Source organism: Sphingopyxis sp. SCN 67-31 (assembly GCF_001725095.1).
The window spans coordinates 54,780-78,071 of the sequence record NZ_MEFH01000017.1 but is presented as its reverse complement, the minus strand read 5'-3'; the positions used below and the strand labels follow the sequence as shown (position 1 = coordinate 78,071).

Annotated in this window: 20 protein-coding genes; 16 read left to right on the top strand and 4 right to left on the bottom strand. The window is 67.3% G+C overall.

The annotated features are described in order from the left end of the window. Positions 1-143: 143 nt before the first annotated feature. The 6 genes from panB to ABS88_RS03015 all read left to right on the top strand — a co-directional run bounded on the left by panB (position 144) and on the right by ABS88_RS03015 (position 5,385). Complete coding sequence (gene panB, locus ABS88_RS03040; protein WP_067113598.1) at positions 144-1,007, top strand: 3-methyl-2-oxobutanoate hydroxymethyltransferase; 864 nt, start codon at positions 144-146, stop codon at positions 1,005-1,007. A 146-nt stretch (positions 1,008-1,153) separates the two neighbouring features. Further along, complete coding sequence (locus tag ABS88_RS03035) at positions 1,154-1,924, top strand: tetratricopeptide repeat protein (RefSeq protein WP_286749031.1); 771 nt, start codon at positions 1,154-1,156, stop codon at positions 1,922-1,924. A 1-nt stretch (position 1,925) separates the two neighbouring features. Next, positions 1,926-3,263: an outer membrane protein assembly factor BamB family protein gene (locus ABS88_RS03030; protein WP_076073884.1), complete on the top strand. Its 1,338-nt coding sequence runs from the start codon at positions 1,926-1,928 to the stop codon at positions 3,261-3,263. Between the two features lie 42 nt (positions 3,264-3,305). Beyond that, the gene (gene der / locus ABS88_RS03025; RefSeq protein WP_076073887.1) at positions 3,306-4,676 is read left to right on the top strand and encodes a ribosome biogenesis GTPase Der; all 1,371 of its coding nucleotides are present in this window, start codon (positions 3,306-3,308) and stop codon (positions 4,674-4,676) included. After that, a complete protein-coding gene (locus ABS88_RS03020) occupies positions 4,666-4,887 on the top strand; it encodes a sulfurtransferase TusA family protein (protein ID WP_076073890.1) in 222 nt (73 codons plus the stop codon). Before der ends, ABS88_RS03020 begins: the two co-directional genes overlap by 11 nt. A 102-nt stretch (positions 4,888-4,989) precedes the next feature. Then, entirely contained in the window at positions 4,990-5,385 is a 396-nt protein-coding gene (locus tag ABS88_RS03015; RefSeq protein WP_234002698.1) for an Hpt domain-containing protein, read from the top strand. On the opposite strand, the gene ABS88_RS03010 is transcribed toward ABS88_RS03015, so the two are convergent. Beyond that, positions 5,379-6,638 (bottom strand): DUF418 domain-containing protein, encoded by a 1,260-nt coding sequence (locus ABS88_RS03010; protein ID WP_286749030.1) that lies wholly within the window; start codon positions 6,636-6,638, stop codon positions 5,379-5,381. The two genes, ABS88_RS03015 and ABS88_RS03010, sit on opposite strands and share 7 nt — an antisense overlap. A gap of 355 nt (positions 6,639-6,993) precedes the next feature. On the opposite strand from ABS88_RS03010, the gene ABS88_RS03005 reads away from it, so the two are divergent. Next, positions 6,994-7,818 (top strand): Coq4 family protein, encoded by an 825-nt coding sequence (locus ABS88_RS03005; protein WP_076073896.1) that lies wholly within the window; start codon positions 6,994-6,996, stop codon positions 7,816-7,818. 179 nt (positions 7,819-7,997) lie between these two features. Here the strand turns inward: ABS88_RS03005 and ABS88_RS03000 are convergent, their stop codons facing one another. The 3 genes from ABS88_RS03000 to ABS88_RS02990 all read right to left on the bottom strand — a co-directional run bounded on the left by ABS88_RS03000 (position 7,998) and on the right by ABS88_RS02990 (position 11,705). Next, complete coding sequence (locus tag ABS88_RS03000; RefSeq protein ID WP_076073899.1) at positions 7,998-8,738, bottom strand: DUF72 domain-containing protein; 741 nt, start codon at positions 8,736-8,738, stop codon at positions 7,998-8,000. Continuing rightward, positions 8,735-10,975: a phosphoribosylformylglycinamidine synthase subunit PurL gene (gene purL / locus ABS88_RS02995; RefSeq protein ID WP_286749029.1), complete on the bottom strand. Its 2,241-nt coding sequence runs from the start codon at positions 10,973-10,975 to the stop codon at positions 8,735-8,737. Before purL ends, ABS88_RS03000 begins: the two co-directional genes overlap by 4 nt. Before the next feature lie 73 nt (positions 10,976-11,048). After that, the gene (locus ABS88_RS02990) at positions 11,049-11,705 is read right to left on the bottom strand and encodes a hypothetical protein (RefSeq protein ID WP_067181126.1); all 657 of its coding nucleotides are present in this window, start codon (positions 11,703-11,705) and stop codon (positions 11,049-11,051) included. Here ABS88_RS02990 and ABS88_RS02985 point away from each other — a divergent pair. The 9 genes from ABS88_RS02985 (at position 11,704) to tgt (ending at position 23,240) form a co-directional block, all read left to right on the top strand. Further along, positions 11,704-12,054 carry an exodeoxyribonuclease VII small subunit gene (locus tag ABS88_RS02985; RefSeq protein WP_420877539.1) on the top strand — a complete coding sequence of 117 codons (351 nt, stop codon included), beginning with the start codon at positions 11,704-11,706 and terminating at the stop codon, positions 12,052-12,054. The genes ABS88_RS02990 and ABS88_RS02985 overlap by 2 nt on opposite strands. Before the next feature lie 3 nt (positions 12,055-12,057). Further along, positions 12,058-12,981 (top strand): polyprenyl synthetase family protein, encoded by a 924-nt coding sequence (locus ABS88_RS02980; RefSeq protein ID WP_076073906.1) that lies wholly within the window; start codon positions 12,058-12,060, stop codon positions 12,979-12,981. Beyond that, positions 12,981-13,487: a pantetheine-phosphate adenylyltransferase gene (coaD, locus tag ABS88_RS02975; protein ID WP_067108184.1), complete on the top strand. Its 507-nt coding sequence runs from the start codon at positions 12,981-12,983 to the stop codon at positions 13,485-13,487. The genes ABS88_RS02980 and coaD overlap by 1 nt, the downstream gene beginning before the upstream one ends. Positions 13,488-13,579: 92 nt before the next feature. Continuing rightward, positions 13,580-14,401 carry a peptidylprolyl isomerase gene (locus ABS88_RS02970; RefSeq protein ID WP_104959309.1) on the top strand — a complete coding sequence of 274 codons (822 nt, stop codon included), beginning with the start codon at positions 13,580-13,582 and terminating at the stop codon, positions 14,399-14,401. A 90-nt stretch (positions 14,402-14,491) separates the two neighbouring features. Next, positions 14,492-15,547, top strand: coding sequence for a tRNA preQ1(34) S-adenosylmethionine ribosyltransferase-isomerase QueA (gene queA, locus ABS88_RS02965; RefSeq protein WP_076073909.1), 1,056 nt, complete (start codon positions 14,492-14,494; stop codon positions 15,545-15,547). Positions 15,548-15,736: 189 nt separating this feature from the next. Continuing rightward, the gene (locus tag ABS88_RS02960) at positions 15,737-18,091 is read left to right on the top strand and encodes a TonB-dependent receptor (RefSeq protein ID WP_158682039.1); all 2,355 of its coding nucleotides are present in this window, start codon (positions 15,737-15,739) and stop codon (positions 18,089-18,091) included. Positions 18,092-18,146: 55 nt separating this feature from the next. Further along, positions 18,147-19,748 carry an arylsulfatase gene (locus ABS88_RS02955; protein WP_286749026.1) on the top strand — a complete coding sequence of 534 codons (1,602 nt, stop codon included), beginning with the start codon at positions 18,147-18,149 and terminating at the stop codon, positions 19,746-19,748. A 133-nt stretch (positions 19,749-19,881) separates the two neighbouring features. Beyond that, positions 19,882-22,056, top strand: coding sequence for an EAL domain-containing protein (locus ABS88_RS02950; protein WP_104959310.1), 2,175 nt, complete (start codon positions 19,882-19,884; stop codon positions 22,054-22,056). 59 nt (positions 22,057-22,115) lie between these two features. After that, entirely contained in the window at positions 22,116-23,240 is a 1,125-nt protein-coding gene (tgt, locus tag ABS88_RS02945) for a tRNA guanosine(34) transglycosylase Tgt (protein WP_076073917.1), read from the top strand. The last annotated feature ends 52 nt before the right edge of the window (positions 23,241-23,292 follow it).

Sequence of the window (23,292 nt, the reverse complement as noted above, 5' to 3'; positions counted from 1 at the left end):
TCCAACTCATGTCATCATGCTCTAGCCTTGCTGCCCCTCCCGCGAGCGGGAGGGGAGACGGCATACCGCCTGTTCGAGTTGCGTTGCCTCCCGACGAAACTCTGTCTTTCGCAGCGCAACATAAATCGCTAGGCTCCCGTCCCATGTCCACGCTCCCCAAGACGCTCACCCTCGACACCTCGACCAGTCGCGCCAACCCGACGCCGCAGCCGATGAAGCGCCTGACGGTGCCGCGCATCCGCCAGCGCAAGGGGGGCGAGCCGATCGTCATGCTCACCGCCTATACGGTGCGCCAGGCGCAGCTTCTCGATCCGCATTGCGACATGCTGCTGGTCGGCGATTCGCTCGCGCAGGTGATCTATGGCCTGCCGCATACCGTCGCGGTGACGATGGAGATGATGGCGCTGCACGGCGCCGCGGTGGTGCGGGGCAGCTATCATGCCGCGGTGATCGTCGACATGCCCTTCGGCAGCTATGAGGCCGGCCCCGAGCAGGCGTTCGCCAACGCCTCGCGCCTGCTCAAGGAAACCGGCGCCGCCGCGGTGAAGGTCGAGGGGGGCAAGGTGCTTGCCCCGACGATCGAATTCCTGACCCAGCGCGGCATTCCGGTGATGGGGCATGTCGGCCTGACGCCGCAGGCGGTCAACATCCTCGGCGGCTATGGCGTGCGCGGCAAGAGTGACGAGGAAGCGCGCTCGATCGTCGAGGACGCGGTCGCGGTGGCGAAGGCCGGCGCCTTCTCGATCGTCATCGAGGGCGTGCTCGAATCGATCGCGATCGAGATCACGAACAAGGTCGCCTGCCCGACGATCGGCATCGGCGCTTCCGCGCAGTGCGACGGTCAGGTGCTCGTCACCGACGACATGCTCGGCATGTTCGAGCGCGTGCCGCGCTTCGTGAAGCGCTACAGCGACATGGCGAGCGTCATCGACGGCGCGGTCCGGGACTATGCCGAGCAAGTCAGGTCCCGTTCATTCCCGACATCCGAACAGATCTACGCCGGTTGAGGCCGGACGAATGGGCGCGGCGCAGCCCGGCGGAGCGCCGCCGCGGCCGGGTGAGTGAATCGCTTGGCCTTTCCGGGCCTCGCCGCTAAGGAAAGCGACCGGCGGGCCATGCGCCCCGCGCCCGTAGCGAGACGATGGAGGTTTGATTGGCCCTGAGCCCGGACAATGCCGCCTTTTTGCTGGAAGTCGACGAGGCGGTCCGCAAGGACCGGCTCGACACGCTTTGGCGGCGCTATGGCTGGTGGATCATCGGCGCGATCGTCGCGGCATTGGTCGCCTTCGGCGGCTGGCTCTATTGGGGCCACGCGCAGCAGGTGCAGCGCGGCGAGCAGGCCGAAGCGCTGGTCGCGGCCTTTGAAAAGGCGGCGGCGAGCCAGCCGAACGCCGCGGCGAAGGATCTCGAGACGATCGTCGCGGAGGGCAGTCCCGCCTATCGCTCGGCCGCGCTGATGCAGCAGGCGAACATCAAGGCGCAGGCCGGCGACCGCAAGGGCGCTGCCGCGCTGATGGCGAAGGTCGCGGGCGACAAGAAGATCGACCCGGCGCTGCGCAACGCCGCGCTGCTTCGCCAGACCGCGCTCGAATTCGACACGCTGAAGCCGCAGGCGGTGATCGACCGCATGAAGCCGCTGGTCGAGGCGAAGGACCCCGCGTCGAGCTGGTTCGCCAGCGCCGCCGAACTCAGCGCCATCGCTTATTATCAGCTCGGCCAGTACGATCGGGCGGGCGAACTCTATGGCCGTATCGCCAAGCTGCCCGACGTACCGAAATCGCTCCAGTCGCGCGCGGTGCAGATGGCGGGCATGCTGGGCGTCGATGCCGTCACCGACCGTGCCGGCGAAAGCGCGGACAAGGATCGCAAGGACGCCGCCGGGTCGCAGACGGCGGCAACCGAAAAGACTGAGGAAACCAAATAATATGCTGAAGAAGCGGCATTATATTCTCTGCGCGGCCCTGTTGGCGCTGCCCCTGTCGGGCTGCGGCGCGTTCAAGGACAAGGGCGGACCCAAGACGCCGACGGTCGGCGAGCGGGTGTCGATCCTGTCGAACGACAACAGCATCAAGGTCGATCCGGCGACCGCGGAGATCGCGGTGGTGCTCCCCGAGCCCGTCGTCAACGCAAGCTGGGCGCAGTCGGGCGGCAACGCCTCGAAGGCGATGGGCCATGTCGCGCTGGGCGCGACCCGCGCGCGACTGTGGCAGGCCAGCATCGCCGGCAGCACCAAGAAGCAGCGCCTCGCCGCGTCGCCGGTCATCGCCGACAATCGCCTGTTCGTCGTCGATACTGACGCGGTCGTCTCGGCCTTCGCGGCCGACACCGGTGCCTCGCTGTGGCGCACGCCGATCGGCAGCACGGGCAAGGATTACAAGGATTCGCTGTTCGGCGGCGGTGCCGCGGTCGACGGCTCGGTCGTCTATGCGACCAGCGGGTCGGGCGATGTCGCGGCGCTCAACGCCGCCGACGGGTCGGTGATCTGGAAGGTGAAGCCGGCCGGTCCGCTGCGCGGCGCGCCGACCATCGCCTTCGGCGGCGTCTACGTCATCAGCCAGGATAATCAGATCATCGCGCTCAGTGCCGCCGACGGCGCGGTGCAGTGGCAGGCGACCGCGTCGCTCGAACCCGGCAGCGTCTTCGGCGCCGCCTCTCCCGCGGCGGGGCAGGGCACGATCGTCGCCGGCTTCTCGTCGGGCGAGGTGCAGGCCTATCGCTACGAGAACGGCCGCGACCTGTGGGAGGATGCGCTCGCGCGCACCTCGATGGCGCTGTCGGTGTCGACGCTGTCCGACGTCGATGCCGATCCGGTGATCGATCGCGGCCGCGTCTTCGCGCTCGGGCAGGGTGGCCGCATGGCGAGCTATGAGCTCGTCACCGGCCAGCGGACCTGGGAAATCTCGATCGCCGGCATCTCGACCCCCTATGTCGTCGGCGAGTGGGTCTATGCGATGACCGACGATGCCAAGCTGCTGTGCGTCGCGCGCGGTTCGGGCAAGGTGCGCTGGATTCAGCAGCTTGCGCGTTTCCGCGTCGAGACCGACAAGAAGAAGAAGGACCCGATCCGCTGGACCGGACCGATCCTCGCCGGCGGCAGGCTGATCGCGGTCAATACCGAGGGCACGCTCGCCGAATATTCGCCTACCGACGGCTCGCTGCTCGCCTCGACCGAGTTCAAGTCGCCGCTGTCGCAGACGCCGGTGGTCGCCAACAATATCTTGTATATTCTGGCGGACGACGGACAGATCACCGCCTGGCGATGACGGGATGGGGCGCCGCGCGGCCCCGCATGATAGGATAAGCAGATGGCGCGATCCGCAACGATCGCCATTGTCGGCCGGCCCAATGTCGGCAAGTCGACCCTGTTCAACCGGCTCGTCGGCAAGCGGCTCGCGCTTGTCGACGATCAGCCGGGGGTGACGCGCGACCGGCGCGAGGGCGACGGGCAACTGCTCGGCCTGACGTTCAGCATCGTCGATACCGCGGGGTTCGAGGATCAGGACGCCGCGACGCTGCCCGGCCGGATGCGCGTCCAGACCGAAAAGGCAGTGCGCGAGGCCGATGCCGCGCTGTTCCTGATCGATGCGCGCGCCGGCGTGACGCCGCTCGACGAAGAGATCGCCCGCTGGCTGCGCAGCGAGGACACGCCGATCATCCTCTGCGCGAACAAGGCCGAGGGCAAGCAGGGCGAGGCGGGGCTGATGGAGGCCTATGCGCTCGGCTTCGAAAACCCGATCGCGCTCAGCGCCGAACATGGCGAGGGGCTGGTCGACCTGTTCGACGCGCTGCGCCCGATCGTCGAACCGTTCATGGAAGCCGAGGAAGCCGAAACCAGCGAGGATGACGAGGAGCCGCTCGGCCCGCTCAAGCTCGCGATCGTCGGGCGGCCCAACGCGGGCAAGTCGACGCTGATCAACCGCATGATCGGCGAGGACCGGCTGATCACCGGGCCCGAGGCGGGGATCACGCGCGATTCGATCCGCGTCGACTGGCAATGGGAAAAGGACGGCGAAGTCCATCCGATCCAGTTGTTCGACACCGCAGGAATGCGCAAGCGCGCGAAGGTGCAGGACAAGCTGGAGAAATTGTCGGTCGCCGACGCGCTCCACGCGGTCGATTTCGCCGAGGTCGTCGTGCTGCTGCTCGATGCGACGAAGGGGCTCGAGGCGCAGGACCTGCGCATCGCCGACCGGGTGCTGGAGGAAGGGCGCGCGCTGATCGTCGCGCTCAACAAATGGGACGTCGCCAAAAATCCGTCGGCGCTGTTCAACGGCGTGCGCACGGCGCTCGACGACGGGCTGTCGCAAGTCAAGGGCGTGCCGCTGCTCAGCATCTCCGGCGCGACGGGCAAGGGGATCGACACGCTCGTCCGTGTCGCCTTCGAACAGCGCGACATCTGGACACGCCGCATGTCGACCGCGAAGCTGAACCGCTGGTTCGAGGGTGCGGTCACCGCCAATCCGCCGCCCGCGCCGGGGGGCCGGCGGATCAAGCTGCGCTACATCACCCAGGCGCGCACGCGGCCGCCGACCTTCGTCGTCTTCGGCAGCCGCACCGACGCCCTGCCCGCCAGCTACCAGCGCTACCTGACCAACGGCATGCGCAAGGAACTGGGGTTCCAGGGGGTGCCGATCCGGCTCAACTTCCGCAACACGCGCAATCCCTATGACGATTGAGGCGCCCGTCGTCGTCGACGCGCGCGGGATGCGCTGCCCCTGGCCGGCGCTGCGGCTGGCGCGCGCGATGCGGGCCGAGGCGCAGGTGCTGCTGATAGCCGACGATCCGAAGGCGGAGCGGGAGGTCGCCGCGCTCGCCGCCGAACAGGGGTGGACGCTCGCCGCCGACCCGGGCGCGTCCGGTTCGGGACGCTGGATGGTGACGCGCTGAACCAGCCGTCCGCCGCCGTAACCGCCTATTAACCGCCTTTTGGCATGCAGGCTTCGGGACCACCGGCCGAATTGCATGCCAAGGGACGGAACATTGGACGAGATGCTGGTCGATTGGAATGAATTCCGCGCGACGCGCACCCAGCTGGGCGCGGCGTTCATCCGCATATTGGGCTATTTCCGCGAGGACGGCATCAAGTCGGTCGCCGCGATCGAAGAGGCGATGCGCGCCCGCGACGCGCGCGGGCTCGTCATGCCCGCGCACACGCTGAAGAGCGAGGCGCGTCAGTTCGGCGGCGAGCGGCTGGGCACGCTGGCCGAGGATATAGAGATGTTCGCGCGCCACTGCGTCGAGGCGCAGATCAGCCCCGAGGAATATCTGCCGCGCGTCGTCACGCTGCGCCCGCTGTTCGAGGAAACGCTGGCGGCGCTGGAGCGCGAGGCCAATCCGCTCGTCCAGCGCGGCCGCCCGAGCTTCGGCCGCGCCGTCGGCTACTGAGCCGGGGACGCCCGCCGCATCGGCTGCACGGCCCCGCGTGCGAGGCTGCGCCACAGCCATTCGAGCGGCCCGTAGCGGAAGCGCGCGAGCCACGGCTTCGACCATAGCAGCATCAGCGCCGAGGCGCCGATCACGAACAGATAGAGCGGCAGGCGCCCGACCGTGCCGAACAGCCCGAGGCCATAGCCGTAGAAGAGGCTCGTCATCACGAGGCTGGTGCCGATGTAGTTGGAGAAGGCGGCCTGCCCCGCCGCCGCGATGCGGGCGATCCAGCCGCTCGCGGCATGACGCCGGATCAGCAGGACCAGCAGCGCGGCATAGCCGATCGTCATCATCAGCCGTGCGGGCTGCGCCCAAGCGAGGAAGATGTTAAGCGACAGCAGATAATCGAACCCGCCGCGCCACTGGACCCATGCCAGCACTATCGTCAGCAGCAGTCCCGGCGGTAGCCAGCGGAGCGCCGTGCGGCGATAGGCGGCGGACTCCCAGCGCCCCGCAAGGAAGCCGCTGCGCAGCAGCGCCATGCCGATCATCATCAGCGGCAGCGTTTCGAGCGCGCTCATCAGCACCATCAGCAACGGCGTGTCCGCATGGCCGAGCCGCTCGGCGAGGATCGGCAGATAGCCGCCGCGATAGAGCGCCAGTTCGGCGTCGACCGCATCGCCAAGCCCCGCATATCCGGCGATCACGTCGCGCCCCGCCGCGGCCATCGCCGCCGACGCGCCGGAATCGTCCGCTGCCTGCGCGAGAACGAGCTGCGCGCCGAAGAGCAACGTCATCAACAGCGTGCCGAGTGCGAACAGCCCGACCGCCCAGCGGATCAGCCGCCGCGCCTCCCAGTCGCGAAAGGCGAAGGCGATGCAACCGATGCACGCATAGAGGAACAATATGTCGCCCCACCAGAGGAAGAGATAATGGGCGAACCCGAACACCGCGAGCCACGCCATGCGCCGGTAATGCACCGTCGCGGCATCCTGTCCCGACGCCCTTGCGCGCTCGACGATCAGCAGCATGCTCGCCCCGAACAGGATCGAGAACAGCCCGCGCATCTTGCCGTCGAAGAGGATGAAGCCGATCGCCCAGCCAGCCAGATCGGCCGGCGTCTCCCCGCCATAGGCTTTCGGCGAAATATAGGCCGCCTCGGGCATTGCGAAGGCGACGATGTTCATCGCCAATATGCCCATCACCGCGAAGCCGCGCAGCGCGTCGAGCGTGACCAGCCGCTGCGCCGATGCGCCGTCCTGCTTCTCCATTCGCGCCTCCGCTGCGTCCCGCCGGAAGGCTATAGGGCATTCGCTTCGGGATCATATCCCTCTCGGCGCGGTGGCAACGCCCTTTGGTTTTGAAGGCGCCTGCCTCTTCGTCACTGCGGACCTGGTCGGCATATATGTCCTTCAGGCAAGTCAGGAGCTGTTCCCCGGCGAAAGCCGGGGTCCATGTGAAGCAGCGCTGTGCCATCTGGACCCCGGCTTTCGTCGGGGAACAGCTCCTTGTCGAAAAGGGATAATTGCCGACTTGATCCGGGGTGACGGGAACAGGCGACACCTATTGACATGTATGTCAATAATGCTATTGCGAGCCACGAAGCCGAAGCATGAGAGATTCGCCATGACCGCTCTTCCCCTTTGCCATCCCGACCGTGCCGACACCGGGTTCCGCCCGCTGAAGGCGTGGCACCATTTCCGCAAGCTGATCGCCGACAAGGAGGACACCGAACAGGTGTTCCACATCATCGACGCGCTGCGCGACAATCGCTTCACGCGGTCGGTCGAAGCGTTCTTTGCGACCGCGGTGGGGGCGAAGGTTCTGGCCGAGCGCCCCTATCTGCCGACGCTGCTCGACGATCACGACCGGTTGAAGGCCCTGCCCGAGGGAACCGTCGGGCGCGTCTATGTCGATTTCATGGAGCGCGAGGGGCTGACCGCGCAGGGCCTCGTCGACGAATCGATGAAATTCCGCGAGAAAAAGCCGCGCTACGATGACATGATGGAGGTATTCGGCGACCGGCTGCGCGACACGCACGACCTGTCGCACATCCTGACCGGCTATGGCCGCGACGCGCTGGGCGAACAGTGCGTGCTCGCCTTCTCCTACAGCCAGACGCCGAGTTGGGGCACGCTGTTCATCGCCTGGGCCGGCGCGCGCGAGATCCGCAAGGGCTTCGGTCGTCGCTATCCCATCTATGCGGCGGTGCGCGAAGGCCAGCGTAACGGCCGCGCCGCGCGGCACATCGCGCATCAGGATATCGAGGCGCTGCTCGCCGAGCCGATCGAGGCGGCGCGCAAGCGGCTGGGGATCGTCGAACCGACGATCTACAAGCAGGTCCATGCGATGATGCGCGCCGACGGCATCGACCCCTATGACCTGCTGGGGACGAAGGCGACCGAAACCGCCGCGGCACCCGCGCAGCCGGAACTGGCGAAGGCGGCCTGACTCCGTCGCCGGTAGGACTGGACCGGAGAAAGTTATAGTGACGCGTCCCCGCGCAGGCGGGGACCCGGAGCGTTATACACGAACGTGCACTTTTCCGCTCTGGCTCCCCGCCTGCGCGGGAACACTATATTGATTCATCCAAAGTCGATGACGATCCAGCCGTAGATGGTAAACGAGCGTCAGCTCTCCAGCCGCGCGATCAGCGCCTGCGCTGCCGCGGGGTTGCGGACTTTCGCGCCGGCGATGAAGAAGAGGTAGACGTCGCGCCCGCCCTTCGCCCAGTCGCGCGCGCGGTCGGCCCAGCCGTCGAGCGCCGCCTCGTCATAGCCGGCAGGTTCGCTCTCCACCGTTCGCTGCAGGCGGGCATAGGTGAAATCGGCCGTATCCTCGTCGATGCAGGGAAATTCTTCGCTGTCGGCGAAGACGATCGCCATGTTCCGTTCGCGTGCAAGGTCGACGAACGCCGGATCGCGGAAGCTTTCGTGCCGCACCTCGAGCGCATGGCGCAGCGGCAGACCGTCCTGCGTCGCGGGCAGCAGATCGAGGAAGCGTGCGAAATCGTCGCGGTCGAACTTTTTCGTCGCCATGAACTGCCAGAGGATCGGACCGAGCCGGTCGCCGAGCCGGGTCAGCCCCTGCGTCAGGAATTTCTCCACCGACGCCGCGCCGTCGGCGAGCAGCTTGCGATTGGTCGCGAAGCGCGACGCCTTGACGCTGAAGCGGAAGCCGTCGGGCACCGCCGCCGCCCAGTTGGCGAAGCTTTCGGGCTTCTGGCTGCCGTAATAGGTGCCGTTGATCTCCAGCCCGGTCAGATGCCGGCCGGCATATTCGAGTTCGCGCTTCTGCGGATGGCCGGGCGGGTAGAAGGTGCCGCGCCACGGCTCATAGGTCCATCCGCCGATGCCGACGTGGATGCTCACCCTTCCATCAGCTTCGGGAAGAAGCCCTCGTGCGCTTCGCGCAGTTCCGCGAGCGTGACCTGGTGGTCGCTCTCCGGAAGCTCGAACACGATGCGGTCCCTGATCGTGCGGCCGAGCGGGTCGACCGGTACGTCGGCGCGGTTCGCCGCGTCGAGGAAGTCGGCGAGGCACGTGTCGCAGACGGTGACGATGTAGAGCCCCTGATCCTCGCCGAAGAAGCTTTCGGCGATGCCGAAGGGCTGTTCCTCGCTCACCAGAACGCCGATATCCGACCGGAGCGCCATTTCGGCGAGCGCGACGGCGACGCCGCCATCCGACACGTCGTGGCAGGCCGTGATCCAGCCCTGGTTGATCGCATGGCGGATGAAGTCACCGGTGCGCTTTTCCGCCTTCAGGTCCACCGGCGGCGGCGGGCCTTCCTCGCGGCCGTGAATCTCGCGCAGCCAGATCGACTGGCCCAGATGGCCCATCCGCTCGCCGACCGCGAGGACGATGTCGCCGGTGCGCTTGAAGCCGATGCCGACGGCCTTGCTCAGGTCGTCGATGACGCCGACGCCGCCGATCGCGGGGGTAGGCAGGATCGCGCTGCCGCCACCGGTCGCCTTCGATTCATTGTAGAGGCTGACGTTGCCCGACACGATCGGATAGTCGAGCGCGCGGCACGCCTGCGCCATGCCGTCGAGACAGCCGGTGATCTGGCCCATGATCTCGGGCCGTTGCGGATTGGCGAAGTTCAGGCAGTTGGTGATCGCGCGCGGCGTCGCGCCGACCGCGGTGATGTTGCGCCACGTCTCGGCCACCGCCTGCTTGCCGCCCTCGACCGGGTCGGCATGGCAATAGCGCGGGGTGCAATCGGTGGTCATCGCGAGCGCGCGGTTCGTGCCGTGGATGCGGACGAGCGCCGCGTCGCCGCCGGTCTGCACCGTATCGGCGCCGACCTGGCTGTCATACTGCTCCCAGATCCAGCGGCGCGACGCGATGTCGGGACTGCCCATCAGCGTCCTGAGGTCCGCCGCGACGTCCTGCGTTTCGGGGACATCCGCAAGCTCGGCCTGCTTCGGCGTCGGCACGTGCGGCCGGTCATAGAGCGGCGCGTCGTCGGCGAGCGGCGCGAGCGGGATGTCGCAGACGATCTCGCCATGATGCTCCAGCACCATGCGGCCGGTGTCGGTGACGGTGCCGATCACGGCGAAGTCGAGTTCCCACTTACGGAAGATCGCCTCCGCGAAGGCTTCCTTGCCGGGCTTCAGCACCATCAGCATGCGTTCCTGGCTTTCGGACAGCATCATCTCATAGGCTGTCATGCCGGCTTCGCGCTGCGGCACGTCGTCCATCCTGAGGTGGAGGCCGACCCCGCCCTTCGACGCCATCTCGACCGACGAACTGGTCAGCCCCGCGGCGCCCATGTCCTGGATCGCGACGATCGCGTCCGACGCCATCAGTTCGAGGCACGCCTCGATCAGCAGCTTCTCGGTGAACGGATCGCCGACCTGAACGGTCGGGCGCTTCTCCTCGGCATCCTCGCCGAAGTCCGCCGATGCCATCGTCGCGCCGTGGATGCCGTCGCGGCCCGTCTTCGACCCGACATAGACGATCGGATTGCCGACGCCGCTTGCGGCCGAATAGAAGATCTTGTCCTGCTCGGCGACGCCGACGGTCATCGCGTTGACCAGGATATTGCCGTCATAGGCCTTGTGGAAATTGACCTCGCCACCGACCGTGGGGACGCCGACGCAATTGCCGTATCCGCCGATACCGCGGACGACGCCCGATATTAGATGCTTCATCTTCGGATGGTCGGGACGGCCGAAGCGCAGCGCGTTGAGGTTCGCGACCGGCCGCGCGCCCATCGTGAAGACGTCGCGCAGGATGCCGCCGACCCCGGTCGCCGCGCCCTGATAGGGTTCGATATACGACGGGTGGTTGTGGCTCTCCATCTTGAAGATGGCGGCGAGCTTTTTGCCGCCCGGCCCTTCGCCGATGTCGATCACGCCCGCATTCTCGCCGGGACCGCAGATCACCCATGGCGCTTCGGTCGGCAGCTTCTTCAGGTGGATGCGCGAGCTCTTGTAGCTGCAATGCTCGGACCACATGACCGAGAAGATGCCGAGCTCGACGAGATTCGGCTCGCGGCCGAGGGCGTTCAGGACACGCTGATATTCCTCCGGCGACAGGCCGTGCTCGGCGACGATTTCGGGGGTGATAGCGGGCGAGGGGGCTACGGCGGACTGGGTCATGGCGCGCCTTTAGCCGGGCCGGCGCGATAGGAACAGACCCCAATATCGCCGGCACCGCTCACAAGATGCCGCCTCAGCTATGGGAAAGCGGCGCGCGGGTCCGTCCCGCCCACCAGGCGGCGAGCGACAGCAGCGCGTAGGCGAAGAGCATCGTCGCGGGGATCGCGAGCGAATAGGCGCTTTCCTGCGGCCCGAACCAGTTGATGGCCTGGACCAGCGCAAGCAGCGCGGCGAGCGCCCACAGGCGGCCGTTTCCGGCCGGGTCGCGCGTGCGGCTGGCGTAATAAGCGAGAGCGCCGCCGACCAGCGCGACCTCCAGCGGCATCGCGACCAGCGGATGGTTCCACAGGCCAAGCCCGATCTTCGGAGGCGCGCCGAACAGCGTGAGATCGGGGATGTGGACGAGCAGGTCGATGAACCAGTGCGACACGACGACGATCGCGGCGCCGATCGCCGCCTCGCGCCGCCGCGTCGCGGCCCAGACGATCAGGCCGAACAGCAATCCCCACAATCCCGCGCCGAGCAGGCTATGCGTATAGGGCATGTGGTAAAGGTCCATCGGGTTCATCGCGGTGATGCCGGGCGCGATCCGCATCGCCTCCACCCCCGGGATCAGCAGCGCCGCGAAGCCGATGTCGACAAGCTGCGCCGCGACGAACAGCGTTCCGAGCCCGGCGGCGCGCGGGCGGGCGGCGACGATCAGCGCCGGGGCGAAATGGCCGACGAACATGCGGCCCGACCCTATCGCGGTGCCGGGCGACGTCAAGCTTGACCGCATGGGGGCGAGCCGCCAAAGCAGGGGGATGACCGACACGCCCGACCCCGCTGCCGCGCCGGCCCCGGCCCCCGAGATCGCGTCGCTGTCGTTCGAGGCCGCGATGGGCGAGCTCGAAACGATCGTGCGGCGGCTCGAGAGCGGTGACGTCAGCCTCGAGGAATCGGTGGCGCTCTACGAGCGCGGGCATGCGCTGCGCGCGCATTGCGAGGCGCGCCTTGCCGCCGCGCAGGCGCGGATCGAACAGGTCGGCTTCGGTGCCGACGGCCGGCCGGCGGGAACCACGCCCTTCGGCGAGAGCTGATCCATGGCCGCGCGCGCCGATGGCGAAACCGTGGTAGAGGCGTCGCTGTTGCACGCCGCGCAGGCAGAGGTCGCGGCGGGGATCGACGCCCTGTTCGACCGGCGTCTGGCCATTCCCTCCGATCCGCGCGAGCGGCTCTATCGCGCGATGCGCCATGCCGCGACGGGCGGCGGCAAGCGGCTGCGCCCCTTGCTCGTCCGTGCCGCGGGCGACCTGTTCCATGTCGATCGCGCGCTGTCGTTGCGCGTCGGCGCGGCGGTCGAGGCGATGCACGTCTATTCGCTGATCCACGACGATCTGCCGTGCATGGACGATGATGACGTGCGGCGCGGGAAGCCGACGGTCCACCGCGCCTATGACGAGGCGACGGCGGTGCTCGCGGGCGATTCGCTGCACGCGCTCGCCTTCGAATGGCTCGTCGATCCGGCGACGCATGCCGACCCCTTCGTGCGCAGCGAACTGGTGCGCGAACTCGCGCTGGCGGCGGGCCCCGCGGGCATGGCGGGCGGGCAGATGATGGACCTGGCGGCGGAGACGATCAGCTTCGACCTGCCGACGGTGACGCGGCTGCAACAGCTCAAGACCGGCGCGCTGATCGGCTTTTCGGTCGAGGCGGGCGCGATCCTCGCGCGCGTTCCGCCCGAGGGGCGCAAACCGTTGCGCGCCTATGCGCGCGACATCGGGCTCGCCTTCCAGATCGCCGACGACATATTGGACGTCGAGGGCGACGAGGCACTGGCGGGCAAGGCGCTGAACAAGGACGCGGCGGCGGGCAAGCAGACCTTCGTGACCCTGATGGGAATCGACCGCGCCCGGGCGCAGGCCAGCCTGCTCGTCGATCAGGCGACCGCCCATCTGGCGGGCTTCGGCGACGAGGCCAGGCTGCTGCGTGAAATCGCGCACTATATTGTGGAAAGGGACCGTTGATGCGGATTGGGGTCTATCCCGGAACCTTCGACCCGATCACCCTCGGGCATATGGACATCATCCGGCGCGGGGCGAAGCTGGTCGACCGGCTGGTCGTCGGCGTGACCACCAACATCGCCAAATCGCCGCTGTTCGACGACGAGGAGCGGATCGAGATGGTCCGGGGCGAGGTCGCGGCGCTGGGCGGCGACATTCGTGTCGTCGGCTTCAACTCGCTGCTGATGGACTTCGCCGAGCGCGAGGGCGCGAGCGTCATCGTCCGCGGGCTGCGCGCGGTCGCCGACTTCGAATATGAATATCAGATGGCGGGGATGAACCAGCAGCTCAACAACCGTGTCGAGACCGTCTTCCTGATGGCCGATGTCAGCCTGCAGCCGATCGCGTCGCGGCTGGTCAAGGAGATCGCGATCTTCGGCGGCGCGATCCACAAGTTCGTCACCCCCGCGGTGCGCGATGCGGTCGTCGCGCGCATCGCCGAGCGCGGCCTGCGCCAGGGTGAGGGATGACGCAACGCTTCCTCATTGAGCGTTCAGCTTTTACCCGCTAGGTCGCGCGCAAGCGGGGCGCACAGATATTCCACGATAGAGGCCGATCCAGCATGACCATCACATTCCGCCCCCTGATCCTGTCGGCCATGGCGCTCGGTCTCGCGGTGTCGGCTGTCGCGCAGGAGGCGCCGCCCGCGCCGTCGCCCGACGGAACCCCGGCCCCCGCGCCGACCGAAAGCGAAACCGTTCCGCCCATCGACCCCGCGCCCGCTCCGACGCCGGCCCCCGCTCCCGCACCCGCGCAGGGCGATGCGGCCCCGGCGGCGGAAGCGCCGGCCGCACCGGCGATGACCCCCGATCAATATATCGGCAACCCCGAATATATGCTGAACCTCGACCTTTCGACCGGCGGCAGGGTGGTGATCCAGCTGTATCCCAACCTTGCCCCGCAGCATGTCGAGCGCGTCAAGCAACTGGCGCGCGCGGGGTTTTACGACGGGGTGAAATTCCACCGCGTGATCGACGGCTTCATGGCGCAGACGGGCGATCCGACCGCGACCGGGCAGGGCGGCTCGCAGCTTCCCGACCTGAAGGCCGAATTCAATCCGATGCCGCATCTGCGCGGCACCGTGTCGATGGCGCGCGCCGAGAGCGAGGACAGCGCGAACAGCCAGTTCTTCATCATGCTCCAGCCGCGCTTCGCGCTCGACCGCCACTATACGGTCTTTGGCCGCGTCGTGTCGGGGATGCAATATGTCGACGCGATCCACAAGGGCGAGCCGCCCGCGGTGATGTCGCGCATGGTGCAGGCGTCGGTCGCCGCCGACAACCGGCCGATGCCGCCCGCCTCGATGCTGACCGATCCGGCACCCGCCTCTGCCCCCGCGGCGGAGATCACGCCCGACCAGCTCAACGCGCCGATCGGGCGCTGAGCTGCTTCCTTGAAGGATGACTCCGGTTTATTCCGTTCGCTCGACACGAACGGACAGGGGAATCCTTCCGAAGCTGTCGGCCTTTAGCCGATGCGCGTAGATGCCTTCGATTTCGAACTGCCGCCCGATCGCATCGCGCTGCGTCCGGCGCGTCCGCGCGATGCGGCGCGCATGCTGGTCGTCGCGGGCAGGGGGTTGCATGACGCGGGGGTGCGCGACCTGCCGGCGTGGCTGCGCCGCGGCGACTGCCTCGTCTTCAACGACACGCGCGTCATCCCCGCCCGGCTCGAAGGCGTGCGCGGCGGCCGTGACAGAGATGGCGCCGCCGGGGCGAAGATCGGCGCGACGCTGCACAAACGCGTCGACCTGCGCCGCTGGCAAGCCTTCGTGCGCAACGCGAAGCGGCTGCATGTCGGGGAAACGGTCGATTTCGGCGCGGGCGTGATCGCCGTCGCCGAGCAGCGCCTGCCCGACGGCAGCTTCGTCCTTGCCTTTCAGGGGGACGAGCCGGTCGAACTGCTGCTCGACCGCGCCGGGACGATGCCGCTGCCGCCCTATATCGCGGGCAAGCGCGCGACCGACGAGGCCGACCGCGCCGATTATCAGACGATGTTCGCCCGGACCGACGGCGCGGTCGCGGCACCGACGGCGGCGCTGCATTTCACCCCGGCGCTGCTCGCCGCGCTCGGCGAGGCGGGGATCGCCAGCGAGACGCTGACCCTGCACGTCGGCGCGGGCACCTTCCTGCCGGTGAAGGCCGACGACACGGCGGACCATGTCATGCACGCCGAATGGGGATGCATCGACGCCGACGCCGCGGCGCGACTCAACGCGGTGCGCGCCGCTGGCGGCCGGGTGATCGCGGTCGGCACCACCAGCCTGCGCCTGCTCGAAAGCGCGGCGCGCGCCGACGGGACGATCGAGCCGTTCACCGGCGACACCTCGATCTTCATCACGCCCGGCTATCGCTTTCGGGCGATCGACGGGCTGATGACCAATTTCCACCTGCCGCGCTCGACGCTGTTCATGCTGGTCAGCGCCCTGATGGGGCTCGACGCGATGCGCGCGGCCTACGACCATGCCATTGCGGAAGGCTATCGTTTCTACAGCTATGGCGACTCCAGCCTGCTGCTGCCGGCTGGATAAGGCGAAAGCCGTCCCGGCGCATCCGCATCCAGCGAGAAGCCGGATAGCGCCGCCATCATTATGCAAATGAGGAATAGCGAGGACGCGTTTTTTTATTATTATGATATAATCCGGTCTGCCACCCAGCAATTCCGATACGCATATAAAAATGGAATAGGGGAGGCTGTGATGGCTGTAAGGGCGTCGTCGTTGGGGGGAATTCTGCTGCCCCTGTCCTGTCTTGCGGTGGCGGGAAATGCCGCTGGCCAGACGGCCGATCCGGCGCCGGGCATGGATGAAATCGTCGTCACGGCCGAAAAGCGCGCGACCAATTTGCAGGATACTCCGATCGCGGTGTCGGTGCTGACGGGCGATGACGTCACGCGCTCCGGCATCAGCGGCATGGCCGGTCTCAACGACCGCGTTCCCAATCTCGATATCGCGGGCGACGTCAGCACGCCGAACGCCACGCGCGTCACGCTACGCGGCATCGGCGCCCAGAATGTGACGCTCAACGGCGAGGCGGGCGTCGCCTTTCATCAGGACGGCATCTATTATGCGCGGCCGCAGGGGGTCAACGCCTCCTTTTTCGACATCGAGCGCGTCGAGGTACTGCGCGGCCCGCAGGGCACGCTTTACGGACGCAATGCGACCGGCGGCACGGTCAACATCATCGGCAAGCGGCCGCGGATGAACGAATTCGGCGGCGAGGCGACGCTGTCCTATGGCAATTACGACGCCTTTGTCGGCGGCCTCGCCGTCAACGTCCCGATCCTGACCGACGTCATGGCGATGCGAGCCAGCATCTTTCGCGACCAGCACGACGGCTATGCCCGCAATGTGGCGGGCAACAACCTGCCGAATCTCGACGACGCAGATGATCTGTCGATGCGGCTGCAACTGCTGATCGAGCCGAGCGACCGCCTGTCACTGTTGCTGCGCGGCAATTATTTCAAGCGCGGCGGCGTCGGCAGCGCGAGCAAGCTGATCGCCGATGCGGCCGTGTTGCCCGACGGCGCGCCCAATCCAGGCGCGGGGGATCGGAATCCCGACTATGTGATGGTTCCGGGTACGGGTTTCGGCCGGATTCCCAAGGCGGGCAATTACGACCTCGGCTATTACCAGCGGAACGGCCTGATCCCGATCAGCAACGACCCCTGGGAAGTTGCCTATGATTTCCCCAGCCGTATCCGCAATACGCAGAAGACCGTGTCGGCGGAACTGAACTGGGATGCGGGGCCGGCCAATCTGACCGTTCTGGGCGCGATCATCGAGGATTCGATCTTCCAGCATTACGACAGCGACTACACCAACGTCGCGGCCGGGACGAAATATTTCCGGGGCAAGACCCGCGAAAGGACGCTCGAGGTCCGGCTGGCGTCGCCGTCGGGGTCGCGGCTCTATTGGGTCGCGGGCGCCTATTATTTCGACGAGGAGAACCGGCCGACCGGCGGGCCGCTCAGCGATAATTTCGGCGGATTGCAGATCCTCAACATCCATTATCCGCCGCTGGAAAATCTGGTCGGCCCGGGGGTAACGCTGCCGCCCGAATTCTCGGGCCCGATCGTCGTCGGACAAAGGATCGACAATGCCTCGCTCGCCCTGTTTGGGCAGATGACCTATCCGCTGACCGACGCGCTGAATATCACCGGTGGCCTGCGGTGGAATCGCGACCGCAAGTTCGCGCGGCGGACCAACTATAATAATTTCGCCATCCCCGCGGCCGCGCTGACCAACGACAGTAACCGGGCGACCTTCGAAAAGGTCACGTGGAAGCTGGGCCTCGACTGGAAGGTCGCCCCCGACGCCATGGTCTACGGCTCGGTTTCGACGGGCTTCAAGCCCGGCGGCATTTCCTTCACCGCGGTCGACAAGCCCTATGGTGCCGAAACGATCACCGCCTATGAGGTGGGCGCCAAGACCGAATGGCTCGATCGCCGCCTCCAGCTCAACCTTTCGGCCTTCTATTATGATTATTCGGGGCTTCAGGTCAGCCAGCTCATGCCCGATCTCGTCGGCTTCATCATCGTCAACGCCGCGCGCGCGCAGGTGAAGGGGCTGGAACTCGAATGGCAGGCGCGGATCACGCCGCAATTCAGGCTCAGCGGCAGCGCTGCCTATCTGGACGCGACGTTTGAGGATTATGCCGACGCGCCCTATGACCCCTATCTCGCCACCAGCCTGACGCCGCAGACGGTGGACCTCAGCGGAGCACGGATGCCGAACGCGGCGCGCTTCACGGCGACGGGCGGCTTCGATCACAAGCTCGACCTCGCCAATGGCGGGACGATCACCTCGACCGCGCGCCTGTCTTACCAAGGGGCCATGTATCTTCAGCAATATACGGCCTCGCATTATCGCCGCGCGCCTTATGCGAAGCTCGATGTGTTGCTGACCTATGGAGCGCCCGGCGGGGCATGGTCGATCACCGGCTTCGTCAACAATCTCACCAACAGCAAGGTCCTCAAGGCGATCGAAAGCATGGGAACGAATCTCGGCAATGGATTGGCGGCCCGCTATGCGGCGCCCCGCACCTATGGCGTGCGCGCCAGCCTGTCCTTCTGACATGGCGGCGCGGCGGGGTCGGAAGAGAAACGGGGCACGCCGAGCGGGCTGGCTGATGCTGGCGGTCTTTCTGGGACTGTCGGCGCCTGCTGCCGCTGCCGGAGAGGCGGCGGAAAAGCGTCCCAACATCCTGCTGATCCTTGCCGACGATCTCGGCTATTCCGACATCGCGCCCTATGGCGGAGAGATACCGACACCCAATTTGAGCTGGCTTGCCGGGCAGGGGCTGGCGCTCGACAATTTCTATGCCAGCCCGAGCTGCTCGCCGACGCGCGCGATGTTGCTGACGGGGCAGGACCATCATCGCGTCGGCTTCGGCAGCATGGAGGAACGGATCGCGCCCAACCAGATCGGGCGTCCGGGCTATGAGACCTATCTCAACGCGCGGTCGGTTTCGGTCGCCGCGCTGCTCCGCCGCGCGGGGTATCTGACGGCGATGGCCGGCAAATGGCACCTTGGCGCGGGAGAGGAGCACAGCCCGGCCGCGAACGGGTTCGACAGGTCGTTCGCCCTGCTCGAAGGGGCGGGCAGCCATTTTCCCGACCAGCTGGGAACCTTCGCCAGTGAGCCCGTCGCCCATTACCGCGAAAACGGCCGGATGGTCGAACGGCTGCCGTCCGACTTCTTCTCCACCCGCTTCTACACCGATTATATCCTGTCGGCGATCGACGAGAGCCGGCGCGAGCGGAAGCCCTTCTTCGCCTATCTCGCCTATACCGCGCCACACTGGCCGCTTCAGGCGCCGGACGCCTATCGGCGGCGCGCGCAGGGCCGCTACGATGCCGGCCACGAAGCGATATGGCGCCAGCGCCTCGCGCGGATGATGCAATTGGGAATCCTGCATGCGGGTCAGGCCGCGCCCGCGCACTTTTCGCGCGCATGGCAGGACATGTCCCCGGCCGACCGTGCGGTCGAAGCGAAGCGGATGGAAATCTATTCGGCGATGGTCGAGCAGATGGACGATGAAATTGGCCGCGTGATCCGACATCTGGCCGACGGCGGCGATCTGGCGAACACGCTGATCCTGTTCCTGTCCGACAATGGCGCGGAGGGCGTCCAACCCGACCGCTTTCCGCGTAATGCACCGTGGGTCGCACGAACCTTCGACAATAGCCTCGCCAATATGGGGCGCGCCGGGTCCTATATTTCCTATGGGCCCGATTGGGCCGCAGTGAGCGCGGCGCCCTATGGCGGGTCGAAGGGCTCGGTTGCCGAAGGCGGTATCAAGGTGCCCGCCATTGTCGCCGGCCCGGCTCTCGGCATCCGCAGAGGCGAACGCAGCGCGGCGCTGATGACGATCCGCGATCTTCCCGTCTCGCTGCTCGCGTTGGCGGGCGTGAAGGCGCCCGATTCCTATTCCGGTCGATCCATCCTCGCTCATGCCCGCGGACGCCAGCCGCGCGTCCATCGGGAGGAGGAGCGGTTCGGATGGGAGTTGCATGGCAGTCGCGCCATGCGCCAGGGCGACTGGAAGCTGAGTCGGCCGGCTTCGCCGCAGGCGGCGTGGCGACTCTTCGACCTCGCCGCCGATCCCGGCGAAACGCGGGATATCGCCGCCGCAAAGCCGTCGCTGGCTGCAAGGCTGGCGGAATATTGGCGCCGTTATGCGGCGGCGAACGGCGTCGTATCGCCCGAACCGTCCGGCGTGGGGCGGTAATGCCGCGCTTCTGAGCGGGCCGTTGCGCGGGTTCGTCCGGCGTGGCGACATTTACCGTATCGCAAGGCCTGATTGGCATAGCGGTCTGATGGCGGGGATCAGTACGAATCGGGGGACCCAATCGTCCGCGCGCATGCGTGCCGACGATCCGGCGGACGCGGGCGCTGCGGAGCAGCGCGGCTTTCTGGGCAAGCTCGGTTCGCGGCTCGGTGGACAGCGCGCAGAGACGCCGCTGCCCGGCCTGCATACGCGCGAGGCGGTGCTGCTGCTCCGCAATTACGAGGACAGCGGTCGCGGCTGGTTCTGGTCGACCGATGCCGGCGGCGCGCTGACCTATATCAGCGAAGCCGTCGCCGAAGTCATGGACAAGCGGGCCGCCGACCTGCTCGGCACGCCGCTCACCGACCTGTTCCACCCCGCCGACAGCCATGGCGAGCGGCAGCGCACGCTGCCTTTCCTGCTGACCCGGCAATCGAAGTTCGACGAGCTGCCGCTGCGTGCGGCGATCGATGGCGAAGAGCGCTGGTGGTCGGTTTCGGGGCGCCCGCACTTCGACGCCGCGGGCCAGTTCACCGGCTATCGCGGCAGCGGCACCGACGTCACCGCGCAGCGCCGCTCGGCCGAGGATGCCTCGCGTCTCGCCCTATACGATTCGCTGACCGGACTCGCGAATCGCTTCCACATCTCGAAGAAGCTCGAATCGACGCTCGCCGCCTTCACGCAGCAGCAGCGGAGTTGCGCGATCATGCTGCTCGACCTCGACCGCTTCAAGCAGGTCAACGACACGCTCGGCCATCCGGCGGGCGACGCGCTGCTCAAGCAGGTCGCCGAACGGCTGCTCAAGATCGTCGGCGACAAGGAGATGGTCAGCCGCCTGGGCGGCGACGAATTCCAGATCATCCTGCCCGATCAGGACGACCGCGGCAAACTGGGCGACCTTGCCGCCGAAATCATCGCCAACCTGTCGCAACCCTATTCGGTCGAGGGCAGCCGCTGCATCATCGGCACCTCGGTCGGGGTTGCGATCGCACCCTTCGACGGCATGACCAGCGAAGACCTTGTGCGCAACGCCGACCTCGCGCTCTATGCCGCGAAGGGGGGCGGGCGCGGGCGCTTCCGCTTCTATTCGAGCGACCTCCATCAGGCGGCCGAGGATCGCCGCGCGCTGGAGGAGGATCTGCGCGATGCACTGGCGCGCGGGCAGATGGAACTCAGCTATCAGCCGGTCGTCCATTCGCAGTCGAACATGGTGACCGGGGTCGAGGCGCTGGTGCGCTGGTTGCATCCCGAGCGCGGAATCATCTCCCCCTCGATGTTCATCCCGATCGCCGAGGAGGCGAATCTGATCTGGCCGCTCGGCGAGTGGGTGCTGCGCAAGGCGTGCGAGGACGCCGCGCGCTGGCCGGGCGGGCTGCGCGTCGCGGTCAACGTCTCGCCGATCCAGTTCGCGAACGAGAATTTGCCCAAGATCGTCGCCAACGCCCTCGCGGCCACGGGGCTGTCGCCTGACCGGCTCGAGCTCGAGATCACCGAGAGCGTATTCCTGGGCGATTCGGCCGAGACTGCGCGGATGTTCAAGGCGCTGAAGGGGCTCGGCGTGCGGCTCGCGCTCGACGATTTCGGCACCGGCTATTCCTCGCTCGGCTATTTGCAGTCGGCGCCGTTCGACAAGATCAAGATCGACCAGAGCTTCGTGCGCGGCGCGACGGAGAAGGGGTCTCGGAATGCGGCGATCATTGCGGCGATCGTCGCACTTGCCGAGGCGCTCGACATGGAAACGACGGCGGAGGGCATCGAATCGCTCGACCAGCTCGACCTGATCCGCAAGCTGGGGGTCAGCCACGTCCAAGGCTATGTTTACAGCAAGCCGGTGGCCGACGGCGAACTGGTCGAGCATGCCGAGGCGGGGTCGTGGACGATCAAGCCGTCGGGGCCGGCGAAGCAGCGCAACGACCGTTTCCAGATGTTCCGCAAGGTCGGCGCGGTCCACGGCAATCATCGTTATGCCGTCGTCATCCGCAACCTGTCGGCGACCGGCGCCTTCATCGAAGGACTGCTCGACGTGCCGGTGGGCACGCAGTTCGTGATCGACTTCGGCGAGGGACAGCTGGTGACCGCCACCGTGCGGCGCTCGACGAAGCATCAGCAGGGCATCGAGTTCGAGCATTCGCTCGTCAGCGACGGCAACGGCGGGCTGTGTACCCGCCACCGCGTTTCGCCCTATCTGATCGCGGCGGCGAACCAGCAGATCGAATCGGCGATGACCTTGCCCGCCTTCACGACGACGAACGACTGGAAGGCTGCCTGAGGCGCCTCCGGCGCCGCCGCCCTCGACTTTCGGTGGCGCCCCCGCCATAGGCGCGCGCGATGACCGACAGATTCGCCTTCACCGTCGCCGCGACCGACGGGCCCGCGCGGACGGGCGTGATCCGCATGGCGCGCGGCGAAATCCGCACCCCCGCCTTCATGCCGGTCGGCACCGCGGCGACGGTGAAGGCGATGCGCCCGGCCGAAGTGCGCGCGAGCGGTGCCGACATCATCCTCGGCAACACCTATCACCTGATGCTGCGCCCGGGGGCCGAGCGCATGGCGCGGCTCGGCGGGCTGCACGATTTCATGGGCTGGGACCGGCCGATCCTGACCGACAGCGGCGGCTATCAGGTGATGAGCCTGTCGGCGCTGACCAAGCAGAGCGAGGAGGGCGTCGCCTTCAAGAGCCATCTCGACGGGTCGCGCCACCTGCTGACCCCCGAACGCTCGATGGAGATCCAGCGCCTGCTCGGCAGCGATATCGTCATGGCATTCGACGAATGCCCCCCCGCCGGGGTCGACGCGAAACGCGCCGAGGCGAGCATGGAGCGCTCGATGCGCTGGGCGGCGCGCAGCCGCGCGGGGTTCGACGCGGGCGAGGCGCACGCCGCGCGCGCCGCGCTGTTCGGCATCCAGCAGGGCTCGCTCGACGAAAGGCTGCGCAAGCGTTCGGCCGAGGCGCTGATCGAAATCGGCTTCGACGGCTATGCGATCGGCGGCCTTGCGGTGGGCGAGGGGCAGGCGGCGATGTTCGGCGTGCTCGACTTCGCGCCCGCCCAGCTCCCCGCCGACCGGCCGCGCTATCTGATGGGGGTCGGCAAGCCCGACGATCTGGTCGGCGCGGTCGCGCGCGGGGTCGACATGTTCGACTGCGTGCTGCCGACGCGATCGGGCCGCAACGGGCAGGCCTTCACTTGGGATGGACCGGTCAATATCCGCAACGCGAAGCATGCGGAGGACCTGGGGTCGCTCGATGCGTCGTGCGGCTGCCCGGTCTGCACGACCTGGTCGCGCGCCTATCTCCATCATCTCGTCCGTGCGGGCGAGATGCTCGGCGCGATGCTGATGACGCAGCATAATCTGCATTTCTATCAGGCGCTGATGCAGGCGATGCGCGATGCGATCGCGGCCGGACGCTTCGCCGCCTTCCGGACCGATTTTACGGCCCGCTACCGCAAATAGGACGCCACCCCCCGCCCTTCGAGAGGGCATGGAGCAATTGCGGCCGGCGCGT